Origin of the sequence: Curtobacterium sp. UNCCL17 (assembly GCF_000686685.1) — a bacterium.
Lineage (GTDB): Bacteria > Actinomycetota > Actinomycetes > Actinomycetales > Microbacteriaceae > Curtobacterium > Curtobacterium flaccumfaciens.
The window spans coordinates 39,683-62,926 of record NZ_JMLI01000021.1; the positions used below are offsets into that span (position 1 = coordinate 39,683).

At 71.4% G+C, this 23,244-nt stretch carries 19 protein-coding genes; 3 read left to right on the forward strand and 16 right to left on the reverse strand.

The window, feature by feature from the left end:
• Positions 1–25 precede the first annotated feature (25 nt).
• From BR70_RS0103055 to BR70_RS19270, 15 genes are all read right to left on the reverse strand, one after another.
• Positions 26–913: a carbohydrate ABC transporter permease gene (locus BR70_RS0103055; RefSeq protein ID WP_231495631.1), complete on the reverse strand. Its 888-nt coding sequence runs from the start codon at positions 911–913 to the stop codon at positions 26–28.
• Positions 910–1,983, reverse strand: coding sequence for a carbohydrate ABC transporter permease (locus BR70_RS19230; protein WP_081827208.1), 1,074 nt, complete (start codon positions 1,981–1,983; stop codon positions 910–912). The genes BR70_RS0103055 and BR70_RS19230 overlap by 4 nt, the downstream gene beginning before the upstream one ends.
• 3 nt (positions 1,984–1,986) lie before the next feature.
• Positions 1,987–3,312, reverse strand: a complete 1,326-nt coding sequence (locus BR70_RS19235) for a sugar ABC transporter substrate-binding protein (RefSeq protein ID WP_035807929.1) — start codon at positions 3,310–3,312, stop codon at positions 1,987–1,989.
• A 287-nt stretch (positions 3,313–3,599) separates the two neighbouring features.
• Positions 3,600–4,787 (reverse strand): ABC transporter permease, encoded by a 1,188-nt coding sequence (locus tag BR70_RS0103070; protein WP_027464877.1) that lies wholly within the window; start codon positions 4,785–4,787, stop codon positions 3,600–3,602.
• Positions 4,784–5,530, reverse strand: coding sequence for an ABC transporter ATP-binding protein (locus BR70_RS0103075; RefSeq protein ID WP_231495632.1), 747 nt, complete (start codon positions 5,528–5,530; stop codon positions 4,784–4,786). Before BR70_RS0103075 ends, BR70_RS0103070 begins: the two co-directional genes overlap by 4 nt.
• The gene (locus tag BR70_RS23535; protein WP_197019609.1) at positions 5,527–6,303 is read right to left on the reverse strand and encodes a peptidoglycan-binding protein; all 777 of its coding nucleotides are present in this window, start codon (positions 6,301–6,303) and stop codon (positions 5,527–5,529) included. Before BR70_RS23535 ends, BR70_RS0103075 begins: the two co-directional genes overlap by 4 nt.
• A gap of 352 nt (positions 6,304–6,655) precedes the next feature.
• On the reverse strand, positions 6,656–7,174 hold the full coding sequence (locus BR70_RS23540; protein ID WP_051596579.1) for a hypothetical protein: 519 nt from the start codon (positions 7,172–7,174) through the stop codon (positions 6,656–6,658).
• The gene (locus tag BR70_RS0103095; RefSeq protein ID WP_027464881.1) at positions 7,171–8,376 is read right to left on the reverse strand and encodes a sensor histidine kinase; all 1,206 of its coding nucleotides are present in this window, start codon (positions 8,374–8,376) and stop codon (positions 7,171–7,173) included. The genes BR70_RS23540 and BR70_RS0103095 overlap by 4 nt, the downstream gene beginning before the upstream one ends.
• A complete protein-coding gene (locus tag BR70_RS0103100; protein ID WP_027464882.1) occupies positions 8,373–9,026 on the reverse strand; it encodes a response regulator transcription factor in 654 nt (217 codons plus the stop codon). The genes BR70_RS0103095 and BR70_RS0103100 overlap by 4 nt, the downstream gene beginning before the upstream one ends.
• A gap of 45 nt (positions 9,027–9,071) precedes the next feature.
• Positions 9,072–9,626: a DUF2231 domain-containing protein gene (locus BR70_RS19255; protein WP_051596580.1), complete on the reverse strand. Its 555-nt coding sequence runs from the start codon at positions 9,624–9,626 to the stop codon at positions 9,072–9,074.
• Between the two features lie 74 nt (positions 9,627–9,700).
• Positions 9,701–11,869, reverse strand: coding sequence for an ATP-dependent Clp protease ATP-binding subunit (locus BR70_RS19260; RefSeq protein ID WP_081827211.1), 2,169 nt, complete (start codon positions 11,867–11,869; stop codon positions 9,701–9,703).
• A 53-nt stretch (positions 11,870–11,922) separates the two neighbouring features.
• On the reverse strand, positions 11,923–13,341 hold the full coding sequence (locus BR70_RS0103115; RefSeq protein WP_081827212.1) for an MFS transporter: 1,419 nt from the start codon (positions 13,339–13,341) through the stop codon (positions 11,923–11,925).
• Between the two features lie 104 nt (positions 13,342–13,445).
• On the reverse strand, positions 13,446–13,730 hold the full coding sequence (gene tatA, locus BR70_RS0103120) for a twin-arginine translocase TatA/TatE family subunit (RefSeq protein WP_027464884.1): 285 nt from the start codon (positions 13,728–13,730) through the stop codon (positions 13,446–13,448).
• A 151-nt stretch (positions 13,731–13,881) separates the two neighbouring features.
• On the reverse strand, positions 13,882–15,444 hold the full coding sequence (locus BR70_RS19265; protein ID WP_051596581.1) for a sugar transferase: 1,563 nt from the start codon (positions 15,442–15,444) through the stop codon (positions 13,882–13,884).
• Positions 15,445–15,555: 111 nt separating this feature from the next.
• Positions 15,556–18,246 (reverse strand): glycoside hydrolase family 2 protein, encoded by a 2,691-nt coding sequence (locus tag BR70_RS19270; protein WP_051596582.1) that lies wholly within the window; start codon positions 18,244–18,246, stop codon positions 15,556–15,558.
• 238 nt (positions 18,247–18,484) lie between these two features.
• On the opposite strand from BR70_RS19270, the gene BR70_RS0103135 reads away from it, so the two are divergent.
• Together BR70_RS0103135 and BR70_RS0103140 are read left to right on the forward strand one after the other, a co-directional pair.
• Complete coding sequence (locus tag BR70_RS0103135; protein WP_027464885.1) at positions 18,485–18,904, forward strand: hypothetical protein; 420 nt, start codon at positions 18,485–18,487, stop codon at positions 18,902–18,904.
• Between the two features lie 73 nt (positions 18,905–18,977).
• A complete protein-coding gene (locus BR70_RS0103140) occupies positions 18,978–19,808 on the forward strand; it encodes an aldo/keto reductase (RefSeq protein WP_027464886.1) in 831 nt (276 codons plus the stop codon).
• Positions 19,809–19,863: 55 nt separating this feature from the next.
• On the opposite strand, the gene BR70_RS0103145 is transcribed toward BR70_RS0103140, so the two are convergent.
• The gene (locus tag BR70_RS0103145; RefSeq protein WP_027464887.1) at positions 19,864–21,009 is read right to left on the reverse strand and encodes a class I SAM-dependent methyltransferase; all 1,146 of its coding nucleotides are present in this window, start codon (positions 21,007–21,009) and stop codon (positions 19,864–19,866) included.
• A gap of 122 nt (positions 21,010–21,131) precedes the next feature.
• On the opposite strand from BR70_RS0103145, the gene BR70_RS0103150 reads away from it, so the two are divergent.
• Complete coding sequence (locus BR70_RS0103150; RefSeq protein ID WP_027464888.1) at positions 21,132–23,216, forward strand: Ig-like domain-containing protein; 2,085 nt, start codon at positions 21,132–21,134, stop codon at positions 23,214–23,216.
• The last annotated feature ends 28 nt before the right edge of the window (positions 23,217–23,244 follow it).

Consider the following 23,244-nt stretch of genomic DNA (forward strand, 5'->3'; position numbering starts at 1 on the left):
ACGCAGGTGTCGGTCGTCCGACGTGCTACCCCTTCACGGCACCGGCCGTCATGCCCGTGACCAGTCGGCGCTGCACGATGAGGAAGAACACCACGACGGGGATCGAGAACAGCACGCTCGCCGCCATCAGCCCGCCGAAGTCCGTGCCCTTGTTCGTCGAGAACCCGGCGAGCCAGACCGGCAGCGTGTACATCCCCTGGTCCTTGAGCATCACGTACGCGATCAGGTAGTCGTTCCACGCCGCGATGAACGCGAACACGCTCGTGGCGATGACCCCGGGCATGACGAGTGGGAACAGCACGCTCCACAGGATCCGGAAGGTGCCGGCGCCGTCCACCTTCGCCGCCTCCTCGATCTCGACGGGGACGGCCACGAAGAAGCCACGCATCACCCAGATCGAGAACGGCAGCACGCTCGCCACGTACGCCAGGATCAGCCCGACGTAGCTGTTCAGCAGCCCGAGGGTCTGGAACGACAGGAACAGTGGGATGAGCAGTGCACCCGACGGGATCATCTGCACGAACAGGATCGCGACCAGGATCGCCCGCCGTCCCCGGAACCGGAACCGCGACAGTGCCGCCGATGCCAGGAACCCGACGACGATCGACAGCAGTACGGCCGCCACCACGACGATCGTGGAGTTCCGCAGGTAGACCAGGAAGCCCTCCTGCGTGAGCGCCCGCGTGAAGTTGTCGAGCGTCGGGTGCAGCGGCGCCCAGATCGGGGTCATCGTGGTGACCTCGTCGGCGGGCTTGAAGGCGGTGTTCACCATCCAGTAGATCGGGAACACCCAGACCAGGCAGAACAGCACGGCGATGGTGTTCGCGAGGACGCGCGGCTTGCGCTTGCGCACCCGCACGGGGCCCGGCGCGGACGCCTCGCTCGTACGGGGCGCCGTTCTCGAGACGGTCACAGGTCCTCCTCGCCGCTGCGGACGAGCCGGCGGATGTAGTAGCTGGTGAGCACCCCGAGGATCAGGGTCGAGATCACGGCGATCGCCGCGCCCTGCCCGTAGGCGTTGGACACGAACGACTGCACGAAGGTCCAGATGCCGAGCGTCAGCGTGGCCTCCTCCGGTCCGCCGCGGGTGAGCAGCCAGATCTGGTTGAAGACGTTGAAGTCCCAGATCACCGACAGGATCGACACGAGCAGCAGCGTCGGCGCGAGTGCCGGCAGCGTGATCGCGCGGTACATCGTCCACACCGAGGCCCCGTCGAGCGCACCGGCCTCGTAGTACTCCGGCGCGATCTGGGACTGCGCGGCGTACAGCGTCAGCGCCACGAACGGCACCGCCTGCCAGATGACGAGCGTCAGCACGATCGTGTACGCCTGCCCCGGGTGCGACGCCCAGTTGTCCTGCGTGTGGTCCCCGAACACCCGCAGCTGCGTGATGAGCCAGTTGAGCACGCCGTAGAACGGCTGGAAGAGCCACTGCCAGACCAGGCTCGAGGCCACGTTCGGCATCGCCCAGGCCAGCACGAGCACGACGCTGACGATCGTGCGCATCGCGACCCCGAGGCGGGTGAGCAGCTGCGCCACCCCCATGCCGATGACGATCGTGCCCAGGACCATCGCGCCCGTCACGAGCACGGTGCGCAGGATGACCGGCCAGAACGAGGCGTCGGTCAGGACGTCCGTGTAGTTCGTCAGCCCGGTGAACCCGGCCTGCCCGGTGAAGATCGCCCGCAGCCCGTAGTCCTGGAACGAGATGACGACGAGCCGGACGAGCGGGTAGACGACGAGGGCCAGGAGCAGCAGTGCCGCCGGGGCCAGCAGGACGAGCGGCGCCCGCGACCCGACCGGCGACCGACGACCCGCGCCGCGCCCACCCCGACGGGTCCCCCGCGACGACCCCTGAACCGGCCCGTCGGCCCGCCGGCCCCGGGCCCACCGGCCCCCGGTACGAGAGCCGCCGGCGCCCCGCCCGCCGGTGACCGGCGCGGACTGCTCCGCGTCGGTCACCGGCTCCGCAGTGGACGTCATCGCCTACGGCTGCGCGTTCAGCGCGGTCGTGAGGTGCTTCGAGAAGCCCTCGGCGGCCTGCTCCGGCGACTTCCGGCCGGTCGCGACGTCGGCGAACATCGACTGGAACGAGGCGTCGCCCTCGATGGTGGCCCAGCCCGGGGTGGCCGGGGTCGGTCGGCTCGTGCCGGCCGCCTCGAAGTAGGGCTTGTGCAGCTCGTCGACGTCGCCGGCGACCGCGTCGAGCAGCTCGGTGGAGTTCGGCTCCCAGCCGTCGACCCCGAACACCTGGTCCTGCTGGAACTCCTTCGAGGTCAGGATCTTCAGGTAGTACAGCGCGAGCTCCTGGTTCTTCGCCTTGGCCGGGATCCCCAGGTCGGAGCCGCCGAGGAACACCGGCTGCGTCTTCCCCGCCGTGGACGACGGCATCGGGAACGTGCCGATGCGGTCGGCGAGCTCCGGCTTCGCCGTGGTGATCGAGCCGATCTCCCAGGCGGACCCGAGGAACGCCGAGGTGTTGCCCTGTGCGAAGACGTCGCTCTGCGAGGGCTTGTCGGTGTTGATGTCCTGGGTGGACTTCGCCGAGTACGCGTTCTGGAAGTCCTTCCAGGCGGTCAGCCCCTCGACCGCGTCCGCGGAGTCGAGCGTGCCGGTCCACTTGCCGTCCTTGTCCGTCGCGATCTCGCCGCCGGCGTCCCAGACCCACTGCAGCCCGCCGTACCAGTACTGACCGGGCATGTAGAAGGCGGAGAAGTCACTGGCCGGGTTGGCGGCCTTGACCTTGTCGAGGTCGGCGGTGAGCTCGTCGTAGGTGGTCGGCACGTCGGTCACGCCGGCGTCCTTCCAGACCTTCTTGTCGTAGACCACGGCCCGGTTGCCGGCGAACAGCGGTGCCCCGTAGAGCTTGCCGTCGACGGTGGCGGGGCCCTCGAGCCCGGTGAGCCAGGTCTGGCCGTCCTTGAGCTCGTCGCGGTACGGCGTCAGGTCGGTCAACCCGCCGGCGGCCGCGTAGACCGGCACCTGCGTGTTGCCGAGGTCGACGACGTCGGGGGCGTCGCTCTGCGCGAGCGCCGTGGTGAGCTTGGTGGTGATCCCGTCCCACTGCTGGGTCTGGATCTTCACCTTCGCCCCGGTGTCGGCGGTGAACTGCTTGCCGGCGGCGTCGAGCACCTTGTCGCTCAGGTCGCCGTTCATCATCCAGACGGTGATGGTCTTGCCCTTGCCATCGGGTGTGCCGATGGACTTCGTGCCGCCGTCGGAAGCGGCGTTGCTCCCGGCGGAGCACCCGGTGAGGGCGAGCGCGCCTGCGAGGGCGAGCGCACCGAGTGCGGCGAAACGCGTTCGTGTCACGATGACTCCCTTGGTCCGACCTTTATGAAAGGACGTTGCGTATTCGCAATAGAAGACCCTGCACGGCCCCTTGTCAACCGTTGGATCGGTCCCTGTGACCGCTTTCGATCCGCGTGTTTCCGGGGCATCACGGATGTCGAACAGATCGACGCAGATGCTTGACCAGGTGGTCATGACCAGGCATGATCTGCGACTCGCGTCCGGTGGGGAGAAGCGACCGCCTGGAGGCCCGGTGCCGGTCCGCCGGACCGGCACCGGGCCTCCCGTGCGTGCGTCCACCGCACGCGTCAGACGGCCGCCAGGGCGGACGTCGGCGGGATCCGCGCCGCGCGTGCCGCCGGGTAGAGCCCGGAGACCCCGCCGATGACGACCGTGGCACCGAGTCCCCCGACGACGGCCCAGACCGGCAGCGCGACCGGCCAGCCCTGCGTGACGGCGAAGACGACCGTCACCGCGGCGCCGAGCACGACGCCGGCCAGCCCGCCGAGGAACGACAGCAGCAACGACTCGACCAGGAACTGGTCGCGGATGTTCCGACGACGGGCCCCCAGCGCACGACGGACGCCCACCTCGGCACGGCGTTCCAGGACGGTGATCACCATCGTGTTCGCCACCCCGATGCCGCCGACGAGCAGCGCCACCCCGCCGATGCCGACCAACAGCCCGGTGAAGGAGTCGTCCGTGGCGTCCTTCGCGGCCAACGCGTCCGACGGCCGTGTCACGCCGACGTCCTGCGGTGCCCCGGGTCGGACCGCACCGGCGAGCAGGTCCCTGGACCGTTCGACGTGCTCCGGGTCGACACGCGTGTAGACCGCGGTCGGGGCCCCGTCGAAGCCCAGCTGTCCGGCGAACCCGCGGGGTACGAACACCCGCGAGTCGAGGTCTTCGGCAAGCGCGACGGGTTCGAGCACCCCGACCACCTGCACCCAGCGACCGCCGATCCAGACCCGACTGTCCGGGTGCAGGTCGTCGAAGCCGAGGACCGCGGCCGCCCGTGCTCCCAGCACGACCTGCGGCGGCGCCCCGGCGGCGTCGTCGATCCACCGTCCGGCTGCGAGCTGGCCGCCGAGGACCCGTGGCACGTCGCCCCACGCGGCGAGCACCCCGAGGCCCTTCGTCTCGGGCGCCGGGACGTGGTCGTTCCGGTACACACCGGTGTCGGGCACGGTGCCGACGGCCGCGGCCGACTCGACGTCGTCCTGCCGCAGCACCGACTCGAGTGCGGTGGACGGCAACGGGACCGGTTCGCCGAGGCCCTGCGCCTGGGTGAGGGTGAGCACGTTCGTTCCGAGCGTGTCGAGCACCTGGTCGACCTTCGCCTTGCTCGACGACGAGATCCCGACGACCGCGAGCATCGCCGCGATGCCGAAGGCGATGCCGAGCGCCGACAGCACGACGCGACCCGGACGGGTCCGCAACCCGAAGACGCCGAGGCGGAGCAGGTCGACCGCGCCCACGGACCGACGCCGGCTCACCGGGCGACCTCGTCGACGACGGGCGTGACCTCGTGCTCGATCCGGCCGTCGCGCATCCGGACCTGCCGGGGCAGCGACGCCGCCAGGTCGAGGTCGTGCGTGATGACCACGACCGTCGTGCCCGCCGCGTTGAGCTCGCGCAGGAGCTCGACCACCGCGGCACCGGACGCCGAGTCGAGCGCACCCGTCGGTTCGTCGGCGAGCAGGATCGTCGGGTCGCCCACGACGGCCCGCGCGATGGCGACGCGTTGGCGCTCCCCACCGGAGAGCTGGTGCGGTCGGTGGTCCACCCGGTGCGCCAGGCCCACGCGGCCCAGGGCCTCGACTGCCAGTCGGTGCCGCTCGCGCCGGGGCACGCCCTGGTAGAGCAGGCCATCGGCGACGTTCTCGGTGGCGGTCGCGCCGGCCTGCAGGTGGAAGTGCTGGAAGACGAACCCGATGTGGTCGGCACGGAGTCCGGACAAGGCGTCGTCGGACATCGTCGCGACGTCGTTGCCGGCGATCGTCACCGTGCCGGACGTGGGACGGTCCAGGGTCCCGACGACGTTGAGCATCGTCGACTTGCCCGACCCCGACGGGCCGACGACCGCGACGAGTTCACCCGCGGTGACCTCGAGCGACACCCCGCGCAGGGCTCCGACGTCGCCGTAGGTCTTCGTGACCTCACGGAGCGACAGGACGGAGTCGGGTGGCAGTACGGCGGCGGGTGGCAGCACGGCGGCAGGTGGCAGCACGGCGCTCATCCGGGCACCACCACGCGGTCGCCGGCGGCCAGGTCGCCCGTGACCGCGATCCGTCCGTCCGCGCTGAAGCCGGGCTCGACCCGGACCCGCTCCGTCGTGCCGTCCCGCCGCACGACGTCGACGGCGTACCGGCCACCGGCGCCCGCGACGAGTGCGGCGACCGGCACGGACAGGACGTCGTGCTCGGTGGCGCCCTTCGCGTCGACCTGCGCGGACGCTGCCGCGGGCAGCGTCCGCTTCCCCGGGTCGAACGACACCGAGACGTCGACGGACGTGCCGCCGTCCTCGCTCGTCGTCGGCTGCACGTCGACGACGGATCCGGGCATGGCTGCCCCGGCGCCGTTCACCCGGACCTCGACGTCGGTGCCGACCGCGAGCCGCTCGGCGTCGCGCTGGGGCACGGTCGCCGCGACGACGCGCCGGGTGCTCGTGACCTGCAGGACGTCGGCCGCCGCACCCGCGCCGGCCGCTGCACCAGCGCCACCGGCACCCGCTCCCGCGCCCGCACCCGCTCCGCCGGCGATCCGCTCCCCGAGCCGACCGTCGACCGAGGCGACCCGCACCGCACCGTCGACGAAGGCGACGTCGTCCGCCGTCAGCACCGCGGTCACCTCGTGTCCGCGGTCCCGCTGCCACTGCCGGACGGCCCGCTCGGTCCGTGGACCGAACCGGTCGTCCACGGACACGTCGTACCCGAGCGCGGCCAGGTTCTCGTTGAGCTGCCGCACGTCGGAGCCCTGCAGCCCCCGTTCCAGGTCACGCCAGAGCGGCACGGTGTGCCGTACATCGACCGGACGTCCCGCTCGTCGACGGCGTACAGGGCCCCGTCGCGTTCGATGACGTCGCCGGCGCGGGGCAGCCAGGTGATCGTGCCGGCGGCGGCACCGGGGACCCCCGTCGCTGCGCCGTACCCGAGCGTCCCGGCGAACACCTTCGAGTCGGTCAGGTCGCCGCGCGTGACCGTGGCGGTGGCTCCGGTCGACGCGGTCCCGCCGCGCGACCCGCTGCTGGCCGAGGCTCCCGGACCACTCGGCACCGTGGCGAGGGCCCACGTCCCGGCCCCCGCGGCCACCGCCGCGACGAGGCACACCGACACGATCGTCCGGCGTCGAGCGCGCCGGTGGCTCACGACCCGGCTCCGCCCTGGACGGCCTCGAAGGCCGCGTCGGTGCAGGTGCCGGCGGCCTCGTCGAACGCCTCCTGGTCGTCGGGCTGGAACCGGTTCTGCGCCTCCTGGTCGTCCGGGAAGTCCGGGAACCCCTGCTCCCGCAGGCACTCCGCGGTCTTCCGGGCGATCTCCTCGCTGCCCGGCATCGGCTGCGCGGCCTGCGCGTCGCCGGCGGCTGCGGAGTCGTCGAGGCAGCCCTTGAGGTCCCTCTGGTACTGCTCGGGATCGACGCCGTCGGGTGCACTGAGCTGCATCGACCCGCCACCCGTACCGGGGTCGGGCATGTCGTACCCGTGGTCGCGCATGCACTCGGCCAGGGCGACGCCGGGCGCCGCACTCCCGGCTGCCGTCGTCGTGTCGTCGTCCGGTGCCGTGTCCGAGCAGCCGACGAGCAGCAGGGGCAGCAGGACGACGGCCGCGGCTGCGCTCATCAGGGACCGGGTGCGACGGGTGGTCGTCTTCGTGGTGTGGTTCATGCCTCCAGCACACCGGAACGGCTGTTTCGCCCCGCGTGCTCGTCGGGTTGCACCGGCGAAACACGGACCCGGACGAGCAGCCCGCCCGTCGGCCGTGCGGTGATCGACAGGTGCCACCCGTGCGCGTGCACGATGGCGGCCACGATCGACAGACCCAGACCGCTGTGCTGCCGGAGTCCGGCGTCCGCCCCGCCGCGGCGGAACGGCTCGACGAGCAGCCCCGCCTCGTCCGCCGGGACCACCGGCCCATCGTTCTCGACGACGAAGCCGTCCGGCTCCGTGGTCACCAGGACGGCGCCGCCGGGTTCGTTGTACTCGACGGCGTTGCCGACCAGGTTGCCGAGCAGCTGCCGAAGCAGCGTCGGCTCCCCCGGTGCGACCAGGCCGGGAGGCCCGGTGCGGCGCTCATGGGTCAGCGTCACCTCCGCCTCGGCCGCGTCCCGGGCCGCACCCGCGACGACCTCGGCGGTCACCTCGTCGAGGTCGACCGCGCGCGTCGCACCCGCCAGGCCGCGATCGGCCTCGGCGAGCACGAGCAACGACTCGACCAACCGTTCGGTCCGGCGGTTCTGCTCCAGCAGCTCCGCCCGGACCGCTCGGACGTCCGCGGGGTCGGCGTCGTCGTGCAGACCGATCTGCACCGCCGCGCGCTGCACCGCGAGGGGCGTCCGGAGTTCGTGTGACGCCTGGGCGACGAACCGACGCTGGCTCTCGAACGCGGTCTCCAGGCGGGCCAACAGATCGTCGACGGTGCGCGAGAGGCGCCGGAGCTCGTCGTCCGGACCGTCCAGCGCGATGCGCTCGTGCAGGTTCGACGCCGAGATGCGGTTCGTGGTCGCGGTGATCCGGTCGATGGGCCGGAGGACCCGGCGGCTGACGAGCCAGCCGATGCCCCCGGCCGCGAGCCCGGCACCCGCGATCCCGATCGCGGACCACTGCCACTGCTGCACGGCCACGAGCCGGATCACCGCCACCGCACCGTCATCGTCTCCGCCCACCTCGATCGGTTCTGGAGCGGTCGTGGCACCCGGCGATCCGGACGGCGGGCGCTGCACGGCCGCGGTGTCGAGGCCGGCACCGACACCGGCCAGCGACATCGTGTTCGTGAAGAGGACGACCCCGGTCGCCAGTGCCATGGCCGCGAGCGCGAACGTCAGGGCCGTCCGGGTCCGGATGCTCCGGCCCCGGGCCCACCGACTCACAGCGAGTAGCCCTGGCCGGGCACCGTCCGGATCGGGTCGGGGTCCCCGAGCTTCCGGCGGAGCTTCGACATCGTCACGCGGACCGCGGCGGTGAACGGGTCGGTGTTCACGTCCCAGACCTTCTCGAGCAGGTGCTCGGCGGACACGATCCGACCGTCCGCGCGGAGCAGCGTCTCGAGCACCCCGAGTTCCTTCGAGGTCAGGTCGAGCGGGCGACCGTCGCGCGTGGCCATCCGCCGGTTCGTGTCGACGACGAACCCCGCACGCTCGAGCACCGGGGCGACGGGTGCGACGCTCCGTCGACCGAGCGCGCGGACCCGGGCGACGAGTTCCGGGTACTCGAACGGCTTGGTCAGGTAGTCGTCGGCACCGAGCTCGAGCCCGTGCACACGGTCGCTCAACGTCGTCGCGGCGGTGAGCAGGAGGATCCGCGTGAGTGCGCCGCGCGCGGTGAGCCGCCGTGCGACCTCGTCGCCGTGCAGCCCGGGGACGTCACGGTCGAGCACGACGACGTCGTAGTCGTGCACCGCCAGCAGCTCGTCGGCGTCGTCGCCGCGGTAGGCGACGTCCACCGCCATGTCCTGTCGGGTCAGGCCCGTCGCGACCAGGTCGGCGAGGGCCCGTTCGTCGTCCACCACGAGTACGCGCATCGATACATCACACGTGACGTACCTTTGCCGGACCTGTGAAGCGGATCAGGCGTCGAACGGCACCTCGCCGTGTTCGCTGACGCCGGCACGCTGTCGGTAGGACAGGTGCCCACCGAGGTACCCGCCGACACTGACGACGGCGAGACCCGCGAAGCCGAGCAGCTTGCCGGCGCCGTGGTTGCCGCGCTTCCGCTGCAGCCACGACAGCCCGTACAACGACAGGCCGGTCCAGTTCACGGCCTGGTGCACCCATCCGGTGCGGAGCTGCTCGCGGTTCAGCTCGGACCAGTCGACGTAGCCGGCGACCGAGGCGCTGCTCGCCGAGACGACCCCGACGCCGACCAGGGTCTTGGCGGCCTTCGCGTTGCCCTTCCCGCCGAGCAGGTCGAGCACCGCGGCGGAGATCCAGGCACCGAGGGGCACCTGCACCATGAGCGGGTGGATCGGGTGGCCGAACGGCACGCCGTGCAGCAGCTGGCGCAGGGCCTTCGGCTTGGCGAGGGCATTCACGACGGCACGGTCGATGTCGACGGCCTTGTCGAGCACGCTCGCGTGCTCGACGGCGTCGGTGAGGCGACGGATCGCGCGGATCTCAGGCATGCCGTGGACGGTAGACGAACGGCCCGTCACCGGTCCCAGGAACCGGTGACGGGCCTCCCGTCCGTCTCGGTGGGCTACTCCTCGACGATCTCGGCCAGCTCGAAGGGCTCGACCGTCAGGCCGTCCCCGTCCGCCGCGACGTCCACCCGCACGGTGTCGCCGTCGCGGACGTCACCGGACAGGATGGCGCGTGCCAACCGGTCGTCGATCTGCCGCTGCATCAGGCGACGCAGGGGCCGCGCGCCGTACAGCGGGTCGTACCCGCGCTCCGCCAGCCAGCCGCGCGCCTCGGGGGTGACGGCGAGCTCGAGCCGACGGTCGGTCAGACGGCGGGCCAGCCGGTCGACGTAGAGCGACACGATCTGCCCGAGGTCGTCGGCCGTCAGGGCCTGGAACACCACGATGTCGTCGAGACGGTTGATGAACTCCGGTCGGAACGCCTGCTGCACGAGCTCACGGACCGCCTCTTCCCGCTGCACGTCGCTCAGGGACAGGTCGGTCATGAACTGCGACCCCAGGTTCGACGTCAGCACGAGGATCGTGTTCCGGAAGTCGACCGTGCGCCCCTGGCCGTCGGTCAGTCGCCCGTCGTCGAGCACCTGCAGCAGCACGTCGAACACCTCGGGGTGCGCCTTCTCGATCTCGTCGAGCAGGATCACCGAGTACGGACGGCGGCGGACCGCCTCGGTGAGCTGCCCACCGGCCTCGTACCCGACGTACCCGGGCGGGGCACCGATCAGGCGGGCCACGGAGTGCTTCTCGCCGTACTCGCTCATGTCGATGCGGACGAGGGCCTTCTCGTCGTCGAACAGGAACTCGGCGAGCGCCTTGGCCAGCTCGGTCTTGCCGACGCCGGTCGGGCCGAGGAACAGGAACGAACCGGTCGGGCGGTCCGGGTCGGAGATGCCGGCGCGGGTGCGACGGACGGCCTCGGACACGGTGGTCACGGCGGTGCGCTGCCCGATGATGCGGCGGCCGAGCTCGCTCTCGAGGTGCAGGAGCTTCTCGGTCTCACCCTGCAGCAGTCGGCCGAGCGGGATGCCCGTCCACTGCGCGATGACCGCGGCGATGTCCTCGTCGGTGACGCTGTCGTTCACCATCCGGTCGGCGCTCTCGGCTTGTTCGGCGGCGGCGAGCTCGGCCTCGATGCGGGGCTTCTCGCCGTACTCCAGTCGGGAGACGAGTTCGTAGTCGGCCTCGCGCTGGGCTCGCTGCGACCGCATGTTCAGGTCGTCGAGCTGCTGCTTGAGCTCACCGATGCGGTTCAGGCTCGCGCGCTCGGCCTGCCAGCGCTGCTCGAGCTCGGCCAGCCGTTCCTCGCGCGTGTGCAACTCGTTGCGCAGGGTCTCGAGGCGGGCCTTCGAGGCGTCGTCCTTCTCCTGCTTGAGCGCGAACTCCTCGACCCGCAGCCGGTCGACGTTCCGCTTCAGCTCGTCGATCTCGACCGGGCTGGAGTCGATCTCCATGCGGAGTCGGCTCGCGGCCTCGTCGATCAGGTCGATGGCCTTGTCGGGCAACTGGCGGCCAGAGATGTACCGGTTCGACAGGCTCGCGGCCGCAACCAGTGCGGAGTCGTTGATCGTCACCTTGTGGTGTGCCTCGTAGCGCTCCTTGAGCCCGCGGAGGATCGCCACGGCGTCCTCGACGCTGGGCTCACCCACGTAGACCTGCTGGAAGCGACGCTCGAGCGCGGCGTCCTTCTCGATGTACTCGCGGTACTCGTCGAGGGTCGTCGCGCCGATGAGCCGGAGCTCACCGCGGGCGAGCATCGGCTTGAGCATGTTCGACGCCGCGACGGAGCCCTCGCCGCCCCCGGCACCCATCAGGGTGTGGAGCTCGTCGATGAACGTGATGACCTGCCCGTCGGAGTCGTTGATCTCCTTGAGCACGGCCTTGAGCCGCTCCTCGAACTCGCCGCGGTACTTGGCGCCGGCGATCAGGGCGGAGATGTCGAGCGAGATGAGTCGCTTGTCCTTGAGGGAGTCGGCGACGTCGCCGGCGACGATGCGCTGCGCGAGCCCCTCGACGACGGCGGTCTTGCCGACGCCGGGCTCGCCGATGAGCACGGGGTTGTTCTTGGTGCGGCGCGTCAGCACCTGGGAGACGCGTCGGATCTCGGAGTCACGTCCGATCACAGGGTCGAGCTTGCCGCTGCGGGCGATCGCCGTGAGGTCGATGCCGTACTGCTCGAGGGCGGTCTTCTGTCGTTCTTGGGAGTCAGGAGCGCCCTGGAGGTTCGCCATGCGTTCCGTCCTTTCGTTGCGGTGGTCCTGGAGTTGAGTCTACTCCACTCAACTTACGTGCGGTCGGGGACATTCCGGATCCCGACGGCGCTGACGACGGCACCGGCCGCCAGCAGGAGCGCCATCACCACCATGGCCCGGTGCAGCCCGTCGACGCTCACCTCGCCGCCGAGCACCACACCGGCCAGTGCCACCGTGACGAGGCCGGCGATCCGAGCGACCGCGTTGTTCACGGCCGAACCCGACCCGGCCTCGGACTGCGGCACCGACCCGAGCACCGCGCTCGTCAGGGGTGTGACCATCAGGGCGATGCCCACGCCGATCAGCACCAGACCGGGGAACACCGACCACCAGTAACCGGTCGGGTCGTCGCCGGCGAGCAGCAGCAGGAGCGCCCCGACCGCGCCCACGGCCGGCCCGGCGGCCATGAACCACCGCGGGCCGAACCGACCCGCCGCGGACCCCACGGCGGTGGACAGCGCGAGCAGCATGATCGTCGGCGGCAGCGTCGCGAGTCCGGCGAGCCAGGCCGGGTACCGCCAGACCTCCTGCAGGAACAGCGTGACGACGAAGAACACCATGCCGAGCGCGCCGTAGATCGACAGGGTCGCGAGGTTGCCGACCGTGAAGTTCCGCGCCCGGAACAACTCGAGCGGGACGAGCGGCGACCCCGTCGTCCGGGTCACCCGCAGTTCCCACGGCACGAAGGCCACGAGTGCGGCCGCACCGAGCACGAGCGCGCCGACCACCACGGGCGCACCCCACCCCAGCCGCTCCTGTTCGATGAGGCCCAGCACGACACCGCCGACCCCGACCACGGCGAGCACGGCCCCGACGACGTCGATGCGTGGGCGCACCGCCGGGTGCACGTCGCCGGTGATGCGCAGGACCAGCGGGATCGTGACGGCGATCGGCACCGCGGTGAGCACGAAGACCCACCGCCACCCGATGCCGTCGACCACCAACCCACCGACCACGGGGCCGAGGATCGTGGCCGCGCTCGACCATGCCGTCCACGTGCCGATCGCCTTCGCCTGCGCCGCCCCGCGGAACGCCGCGACGATGAGGGCGAGTGCACTCGGCATGACGAGTGCCCCGCCGACGCCCTGCAGCGCCCGGGCGACGATGAGCACCTCGCCGGTCGGGGCGATCGCGCACACGACGGAGGCGATCCCGAAGACCACGAGCCCCCACGTGATGATCCGGACCCGGCCGAACAGGTCGGACAGGCTGCCGGCGACCAGGATGAGCGAGCCGAGGGTGACCAGGTACGCGTCGACGACCCACTGCTGCACGACGAGTCCGCCGCCGAGCTCCTGCCGGATCGCGGGGAGCGCGACGTTCACGACGCTCGAGTCGAGCCCGACGACGAACGACGCCAGGATCGCCACCACCAGGACGATCCGCCGGTCGTCCCGGAGCGGCGCGACTCCGTGCGGCACGGGGGCCGGGACGGGAACGGGAGCGGTCATGTGCTCATCCTGCGGCACGGGGTGCCCGGCGGTCGATCCCGCACGACGAAGCCCCCGCGACCGATGTGGTCGCGGGGGCTGCCGACAGGACGGGGCTGGGTGTCCTAACGCCGGGAGTCGGTGTTCGGCTGCGCGCTCGGCCCCGGGTTCAGGACCGGACCGGCGGCGGGCTCGGCGGGAGCGTTCTGGACGGTGCTGTTGTGCACCGTGCCGTCCGGCGCCGTGCCGTTGGCCTGGGCCTTCTTCTCGTCGTCGGACATCTCCTTCTTGAAGATGTTGATCGACTGGCCGAGGCCCTTGGCGAGCGCCGGGAGCTTGGTCGCGCCGAACAGCAGGATGACGATCCCGAGGATGATCAGCAGGTGAATGCCGCCGAGGTTTCCGAGCATCATGACTCCTTGTTGTGGAACTGGTCGCCGTCCGGTGATCGTCGTCGACCCACGCGGCGGAAGTCCGTGTGCGTCCATCGTAACTCCCCCGCCCCTGGATGCCCAGGCCGGGCCCCGGAACGGACACCGTTCGTACAGGGAAGCGCAGCGCTCAGTACGCGCCGCGGGACCGCAGCACCGACGGGACGGTGCGGGCGAGGATCACGAGGTCGTGCAGGAACGACCAGTTCTCGACGTAGTGCAGGTCGAGCCGGACCCCTTCGGCCCAGTCGAGGTCCGAGCGGCCACTGACCTGCCACAGGCCCGTGATCCCCGGGGTCACGAGGAGTCGGCGGTCCGCGAAGTCCTCGTACAGCGCGACCTCGCGCGGCAGGGCAGGCCGAGGGCCGACCAGGCTCATCGAACCGGTGAGCACGTTCCACAGCTGCGGCAGTTCGTCGAGCGAGGTCCGTCGCAGGAACGCGCCGACCCGGGTCACCCGCGGGTCGTCCTTCATCTTGAACAGCGGACCGGCGCCCTCGTTCTCGGACTGCAGGGCAGCCATGCGCGCCTCGGCGTCGATGCCCATCGTCCGGAACTTCAGGATCGGGAACTCCGCACCGCCGCGACCGACGCGGACCTGCCGGAAGAAGACCGGCCCGCCGTCGTCGGCGCGGATCGCCAGCGCGACCACGGCGAGGACCGGGGCGAGCAGCGTCAGGCCGAGCGCGGCGCCGACGACGTCGAGTGCCCGCTTGCCCGCGCGGCGGCGGTAGTCGGGCGTCTCGACGTGCATGAGCGGCAACCCGTCCACGGGGCGCTCGTGCACCCGCCCGGCGGCGATGTCGGCCAGGGGAGAGGACACGACGAGCTCGACGCCGTGCTCCTCGAGCTGCCACCCGAGTCGACGGAGGCGCGCGTGCCCACCACGGACAGCGCCCGCGACGACGACGGCCGACACACCCTCGGCCCGGGCGTGCGCGAGCACGTCCTCGATGCCGCCGACGACCGGAGCCGTGGCCGCCCCCAGGTCGACCTCGGCCCCGACCGGAGCACAGTCCGTCACGACGGCACGCACTCGGTAGCCGGCACTCGGTGCGGCGGCGATCCGCGCGCCCACGTAGCGGACGTCCTCGGCGTCGCCGACGATCAGGACGTCCTGCAGGTGCTCACCCCTGGCGCGGCTGCGGGCGAGCACCGTCCGGACCCCCTTGCGGCCGAGCGCCAGGAAGACGAGTCCCAACGGGAAGGCGATCGCGACGTACCCGCGAGCCAGGTCGAGCTGCGCTGCGTACGCCACGACCGCGACACCGGCGACCGCGACCAGGCTCGCGGTGACCAGGCGGCGGTACTCGTCGCCGCCGATGCCGGCGATCCGGGGGTCGCGGGTGCGGAACACCGAGAGCAGGAGCATCCAGACCACGACGATGGCGGGGGCCACGACGAACTCGAGCCAGCCGGACCGCGGTCGGACGGACGCGAGTTCCCAGGGGAACCGCACGACGTGGGCGATGACGAACGCGGCGAGCAGCAGCACGAGGTCGAGCAGCGCCACCGCGGGGACGAACCCTCGGCGGGCCCCCGCCGGAGCGACCGTGCGGTGCGACGCCGTGGACCCAGCAGCCCCGGCAGGGGAGGACACGGGGACGATCGGGTGCAGCGCGGTCGAGTGCAGCGCGGTCGAGTGCAGCACGGTCGGCACCGCTCCGGTGGTTGGGCGCATGGCGAGCGACATGTGGGACCTCCTGTCGACCGGTCGACGAGGAGGTCGATCGGACGCCGGAGTCGCTCAGGTCACGACAACGAGCGGCGCAACGTCAAATATATCACCGTGCTGTTCTGCATATCAACGAGCGAGGGCGCGGTCCAGACTCCACAGGACCGGCTCCGACCGCAGCGCCGGTACATCCGCTTCGGTCACACCGCCGAGCCGGAACACCACCCGTTCTCCGGGCAGCAGCGTCATGAACCCGCGGTCGACCGTGCCGCCGGCCGCGACCCGGTCCGGCTGCACCAGCAGGTCGCGCACGAGCGAATCGGCCTCGACCGTCAGGTCCAGACCGCCGTCGACCACCGCGAACGAGGTCCGGTAGCGGGCGGGCTCCCAACGGATGGCAGCGTCGGGGCCGGGGGTCCAGACCGCACGGCGCCAGTCCATGTCCGCGACGATGAGCTCGTTCGCCGGGTCGTCGACGACACCGACCGACTCGGGCAGCGACACCACCGCGACTCCGGCAGCGGACAACCGGACCGGCAGGGACACCTCGGCCAGGATCGTGCCGGCCGTGGTGATCCGGCGCACCCGCACCACACTGTCGTGCCCGGTGCGGGTCGACCGGACGGCCACCTCGACGGGCGAGGACCCGAACGCGCCGGGCGAGACACCCAGCGAGAGCGTGTCCGCGAGCTCGCCCAGGTCGGCCGTCTCGCCGACCGCAGACGATCCACCCGGGTGATCCGTGCCTCCAGTCCGCTCCGCACCCGACGCACCAGCGGCACCCGCCGCACCCGGCGTCACCGACACCGTCGACACCGTCGACACCGGACGGATCGTCAGCAGCACGTCGTCGTACAGGCGGCGCAGCTCGTGCGCGAGCGGCTTCAGCCGCCCTGCCGAGTCGATCGCCGACCACGACGACACCGGCCACAGGTCGTTCAGCTGCCACACCACGACACCCGTGTTGCGCGGCCAGTGCGTGCGCCAGTGCTCGATGCCGGTCGCGATCGCCCGGGCCTGCTGGAGCTGCGTCAGGTAGTGCCACGCGTCGAACGCGGCCGGGTCGACCGCGCCGAAGCGCGGCTCGAGTCCGCGTGCCAGCTTGGCCATCCCGTCCGCGGCCTTCTGGTGGTGGACCACACCGGGCGAGTCGACCCGGAGCGGCGAGTCCGTGAGCGCCTCACGCAGCGTGCGCCAGGCGGGCGGCGCCTGCCAGCCGAACTCGGACACGAACCGCGGCACCGACTCGCGGTAGGCGGTGTCGGGCAGCCGGTTCCAGACGTCCCACGAATGGTGCGTCTCGTGGTCGACCTCGTTCGCGGGCAGCGACTCGGAGCCGGACCACGGCGACGCGACCGTGTAGAAGCGCGACGGGTCGACGGCGTCGACGATGGTCGGCAGCAGGTCGAGGTAGTAGTCGAGTCCCCAGCCCCGGTCGCCCAGCTCCGCACCCCAGCCGTCGGCGTCGTGCAGCCAGATGTTCTCGTTGTTGCCGTTCCAGACCACCAGCGAGGGGTGGCGGGCGAGGCGGGCGACGTTGTCGCGCGCCTCGGCGATGACCTCGCTGCGGATGGGCTCGACCTCGGGGTACGCCGAGCACGCGAACGGGAAGTCCTGCCAGACCAGCAGACCGAGTTCGTCGCAGACCTCGTAGAAGTCGCGCGATTCGTACACTCCGCCGCCCCAGACGCGCACGAGGTTCGTGCCGAGCGAGGCCGCGGCACCCAGCCGGGACTCGAGTCGGGCACGATCAACGCGCGAGACGATGACGTCGTCGGGGATCCAGTTGACGCCCCGGACGTCGATGAGCGTGCCGTTGACGTGCACCGCGAAGGGGCGGCCGATGCCGTCGACCTGGGTCTCGATGCGGGTCGACCGGAACCCGGTGCGGAACGTGTCGCGGTCGAGCACCTCGCCGTCGACGGTCTGCAGCTCGACCACGACGTCGTACTGCGGCTGCGCGCCGTAGCCGCGCGGCCACCAGCGCCGCGCCTCGGGGACGCGCACGGTGACGACCGTCTCGTCGTCCTTCGGGGTCAGCTGCGCGCGGGACCGCTGACGTGTGGTGCCGCCGTCCTCGGTCTCGCCGCTGACGGTGACGACGAGCACGAGGTCGTCGTCCTCGCCGTCCTGGTCCAGGTCGTTCATGCCCGAGCGCTCGACGGTGATGTGCGCATCGAGCACGCCCTCGCCGGCCTCGACGTCGACGAGCGGGCGGACCTCGCGCAGGCGCGCGGTCGACCAACGCTCGATCGCGACCGGCCGCCAGGGGCCGCTCGTGACCGCCGTCAGCCCCCAGTCCCAGCCGAAGTTCGACGCCATCTTGCGGATGTACGGGAACGGCTCGTCGTACGGGCCGGGCATGCTGCCGGCCTTCGCGGCGACCCGGCCGGCCTCGCGGTAGGGCGACTCGAACAGGATCTCGAGGTCCTTCGTGGTGCCGCCGGATCCCGTCTGCACCCGGGCGTCGAACCGGTACCGGCGGTGCATGTTGCGGGTCGTGCCCACGACGACGCCGTCCAGGCTGAGCTCCGCGACCGTGTCCAGGCCGTCGCAGACCAGGTCGACGCGCTCGTGGCCCCGCGGGTCGACGTCGACCGTGCGGCGGTAGGCCCAGTCGGCGCGACCGACCCACTTGGCGGGCTGCTCGTTCAGGTGGAACGTCGGGTCCGGCAGCAGGCCCTCCCGCTCCAGGTCGGTGTGCACCTGGCCAGGCACCGTCGCCGGGATGGCACGGCCCGCGACACCGTCCGGCGCGCCGGTTCCCCCGGCCAGGGTCACTGTCCAGTCGTCGCGGAGTTCCTCGCGTTCGAGGGTCATGCGGGTCCTTCTCTTCGGCGGCAGGGTGTCCGTCAGCCTCGGTCGGGGACGCCGACCGGCGGTCCGACCCACGGCCGGTTCCCACGGCCTGGAGGCTCGGCACCGGTTGCCCGGGCGTCGTCACGTCGCGCGCGCGAACGGGTTGCGCTCGCGCGAGGGGTGCTCGGCGATGCTAGTACGGGATGCTTTCGGCAACCTAGGTGGTGACAGGGGCGGGTCGCGCGGGCAAGGTGGGAACGTGATCACCGTCGAACTCGCCAGGTCCCTCCGTGACGCCGGCCTCCGCTGGCACCCCGAGACCGGGGACCGGTTCGTGATCGACAAGCCCGGCATCGACGACGACGTCTACACGGTGTCGGAGATGACCGTCGAGCGGCACGACTCCCCCACCGGCACGATCCTCGGCTTCAACGGCACCACCGAGTGGGCGCTCGACTCGGTCACCGCCACCGAGTCGCTCTGGCTGCCCCGCGAGGACCAGCTCCGCGAACTCCTCGGGCCCTCGTTCATCGGACTGACCCGGGTGCAGGTCGGCGGTCGCGTGGTCTTCACCGTGACGGCGACGATCGGCGGGGCCGACCGGAGCTTCGCGTCCGAGGTGCCGGCGATCGCGTACGGGCAGGCCCTGCAGGCGTACATCACGGCTGCGCTCGCCTGAACGGCGCGCCCGGGGTCGCCGTTCCTGGGTGTTGGCGGAATGGGCGCTGAGGGGCGTTTGGTTGCATGACACCATGACCGTTCCGAACATCACCCTGAACGACGGCAAGACCATCCCGCAGCTCGGCTTCGGTGTCTTCCAGATCGACCCCTCCGAGACGAAGGCCGCCACACTGGCCGCGCTCGAGGTCGGCTACCGCCACATCGACACCGCCGAGATGTACGGCAACGAGAAGGAGGTCGGTGAGGCGATCGCTTCGTCCGGCATCCCGCGCGAGGAGATCTTCGTCACCTCGAAGCTCAACAACGGCTTCCACGACCCGGCCGCAGCGCTGGAGAACGGCAAGAAGTCGGCCGACCTGCTCGGTGGCTACACCGACCTGTTCCTCATCCACTGGCCGCTGCCCACCGTCTCGGACTTCGTCCCGACGTGGAAGGCCCTCGAGGAGCTGTACCACGCCGGCACCGCCCGCTCGATCGGCGTCTCGAACTTCCAGGCGCACCACCTGCACCGCCTGCGCGCCGAGACCGACGTCCCGCCGTCGGTCAACCAGATCGAGGTGCACCCGTACCTCGTGCAGGACGACCTCCGCGCCGTGAACCGCGAGCTCGGCATCGCGACCGAGGCGTGGTCCCCGATCGCGCAGGGCCTCGTCCTCGACGACGAGACCATCACCCGCGTCGCCGCGTCGGTCGGCAAGTCCCCGGCCCAGGTCGTCCTCCGCTGGCACATCCAGCGCGGCGACATCGTGTTCCCGAAGTCGGTCACGCGCGCCCGCGTCGAGGAGAACTTCGCGATCTTCGACTTCGAGCTCTCGGACGAGGACATGACGGACATCACCGCCCTCGACAAGGGGCACCGCACGGGCCCCGACCCCGACACGTTCGACTACGTGCCGGCCTGATCGGTCCCAGCACCGTCGCGAGAGCCGTCCGGGTCAGCCCGGGCGGCTCTCGCCGTCAGCGGTTGGTCGCGACCGAGGCCGTCACCGTGAACTTCGGGGTCCGGACGACCTCACGGGTCGGCCCCACCAGGCGCGAGAGCACCGGCCGGTAGCGCAGGTGCGTGTTCCAGACGCACCACAGTTCACCGCCGGCCTGGAGGATCGTGGCCGCGTTCCGGAACATCGCCTCGGCCGTGTCGGTGGTCACCGTGGTGTCCGCGTGGAACGGCGGGTTGCAGAGCACGAGCTGGGCGGACCCCTCCGCGAGCTCGTCGCCCGCGTCGGTCCGCAGCACCGTCACCCGGTCGGCCACACCGTTGGCCTCCGCCGTCGCACGCGTCGACTCGACCGCGATCCGGGACACGTCGGTGGCGATCACCCGCACCGACGGTCGCCGCCGGGCGACCGCAGCTGCGATCACGCCGTTGCCGCTGCCCAGGTCGACGATCGTGCGCGCGGTCGGGACCGCCTGGTCCATCGCGTCGAGCAGCACCCGGGTGCCCTGGTCGAGCGACGTCCCGGCGAACACACCGCCGTGCGCCACCAGGGTCATACCGAGGTCGTCGACGTGCACCGAACGGGGCCAGGGGTTCGTCGTGGCGGCGCGGTTCGCCTGTGCGCGCAGGGGGTCCTGCGTGATGAGCAGTCGCGACTTGCCACGACCTCGTGATGCCGTGACCTCGCCGAACGAGCGCCGGAGCACGTCGTTCTGCGTCACGTGCATGTACTTCACGTTGCCGCCGCAGAGCAGCACCACGTCGGGCGCCGCGAACCGGGCGACCGCGCGGGCGATCTCGTCGAGCCGATCGTGCGACTTCGACAGCCGCAGCACCACGAGCCGCACGTCGCGGAAGGCATCCTCGAGTGAGTCGGGGTGGTGGAAGCCGCGCAGCCCGAACGTGCCGGCGTTGGCCTCGAGCGCCCGCTCCCCCACCAGGGAGTCCTGCACGACGCGGATGTCGCTCGCCCCGTACTGCGTGATGAGGCCGAGCGTCAGCACCCCGTACCGGTCGTCGACGACCGCGACCTCGTCGGGCTGCCGGAGTGCGTCGCCGTGCACGTGCGGTGCTTCGTCGAGCAGGAAGCGGTCGGTGCCGTCGATCGCGATGAGGTCGGGCGCGTCGTCGTCGCGTCGGCGGAAGAGGTCGGCGAAGTCTGGCACCGCGTCAGCGTACCCGGCGGCGGCCAGCGCCGGAGCCAGTGGCCATCGCACTCACAATGCGAACAGGTTGTATATTTCACATGTCGGTATCCTGAGGGTCCCCCCCACCAGAAGGAGCCCTCATGGCATCCACCTCGTTCCGGAGCGCCGCAGTCGTGTGCGGCGTCCTCACCGCGTCTCTCGGCTTCGGCCTGCTGACGCCGGCCGTCGCCACCGCGGCACCAACGTCCACCGCACCTTCCACCTCGGAGCCCGCAGTGCGCGCCGACATCCCCGACTTCGACGCGCTGCCCGTCGACCCCTCGCTGACGGCCCCGAAGTTCTACCAGGACTGGAGCACACCGTTCGGATCTCGGGTCCTCGCGGGCGACGCAGGCGGCGATGACCTCTGGCTGGTCCTCGGTGACACGGTCTACGACCGCGCGACCGGCGGTGGCGCGTTCTTCATCACCGTGCAGAACCGGCTGGAGGACGCCGGTCTCGAGGTGATCCGGGTCCACACCGCAGCCGACGGCACCCAGACCCGCGGCGAGCGCATCCCGATCCCCCGCACCATCAAGATCGACGGACTGCAGGAGCAGAACACGTTCACGCCGGGCACCACCCACTTCGCCGGCAGTGCAACCGCCGGTGCCACGGTCGTCGCGAAGGACACCGCGTCGGGCGCCACCCTGTTCACGACCGAGGTCAGCGGGGCACGCAACGGGACCGGCACCTGGAACGCCGATGCCGACCTCACCGACTCCGACCACGTGATCACCCTCACGCAGACGACGACCGACGGCCGAACGAACGAGCTCCGCGACGTCCGGTTCTCGCCGGCGGCATCGGACGCGCCGCAGGCGCCGACGGTCGTGCAGAAGGGGCGCGTCCTCGACGGGTCGTTCGTCGTGGCGGGTTCCGTCGCTGAGGACGTCGACTCGGTCGTCGTGCAGGACGAAGCCGGCTCCACCATCGCCGACGCCAGCCTCGGCGAGACCGGCTACTCCGCTCGACTCCCGCAGGACCGCGTCGGCTCCACGGTCTACGTCGTCGGACGCGCCGCCGACGGCACCTCGTCGGCCCGCGTGCCCGTCGCCCTCGAGCAGCTGCCGATCGACCCGACTGCCGCCGCACCGTCCCTCCGGTCCGTGTTCGTCTACCCGGACGGGCGCGTCCAGGTGGTCGGGGAGCGCGATGACGCTCCTGGGCTCTGGATCCTCGACGGAGACCGCGTCGTCGGGCACACCACCCGCGCCGATGCGGTGTGGAGCTACACGATCGCCGCCGCCGCGACCGGTAAGCAGCTCGACATGGTCAACCTGGTCTTCGACGGCCGCGACTTCAGCGGGACGTCCGAGCGTGTGGCGCTCCCCCGCCTCCTGCAGGTCGACGGCATCGCCGACGACAACACCTACGCGCCCGGTGCCCGCACGTTCTCCGGCAAGGCCGAGGCCGGCGCAACCGTCACCGCCACGGACCAGGACGGCCACCAGGTGTTCAGCGCCGAGGTCACCGGCTCACGCTCCGGCGTCGGCACGTGGAAGGCGGACGCGGACCTCACCAGCGCCAAGGGCTACGAGCTCACCTTCACCCAGACCACCGCGGACGGCCGTACCTCGGTCATGCGCGACATCGCGTTCGCCGCCGAAGACGACTCGGTCGCACCGGTGGTGGTCGAGACCCCCGAGATGAACGGCACCGCGACCGGGCCCCGCCCCACCTTCACCGGTACCGGCCAGGCCGGAGCCACGATCGAGATCCGCGGCACCACCCGCGCCGTCACGACCGCGAAGGTCAACGCTGACGGCAACTGGAGCGCCGAGTCGAACATCGACCTCGCCCGCGGCAGCTACGTCCTCACCGCGAAGCAGACCGCCCCCGGCAACGCCACCAGCGAAGCGCCCGTCCACTTCACCATCGCCGCCGCCGCGGCAGCGCCGATCGCGGTCACGTCTCCCGAGACGAACGGCACCGAGACCGGGCCCCGCCCACCTTCACCGGTACCGGCCAGGCCGGAGCCACGATCGAGATCCGCGGCACCACCCGCGCCGTCACGACCGCGAAGGTCAACGCTGACGGCAACTGGAGCGCCGAGTCGAACATCGACCTCGCCCGCGGCAGCTACGTCCTCACCGCGAAGCAGACCGCCCCCGGCAACGCCACCAGCGAAGCGCCCGTCCACTTCACCATCAACTGAGCCCCGGCTCACAGAACGCCCCCGGTGACCAGATGGTCACCGGGGGGCGTTCTGCG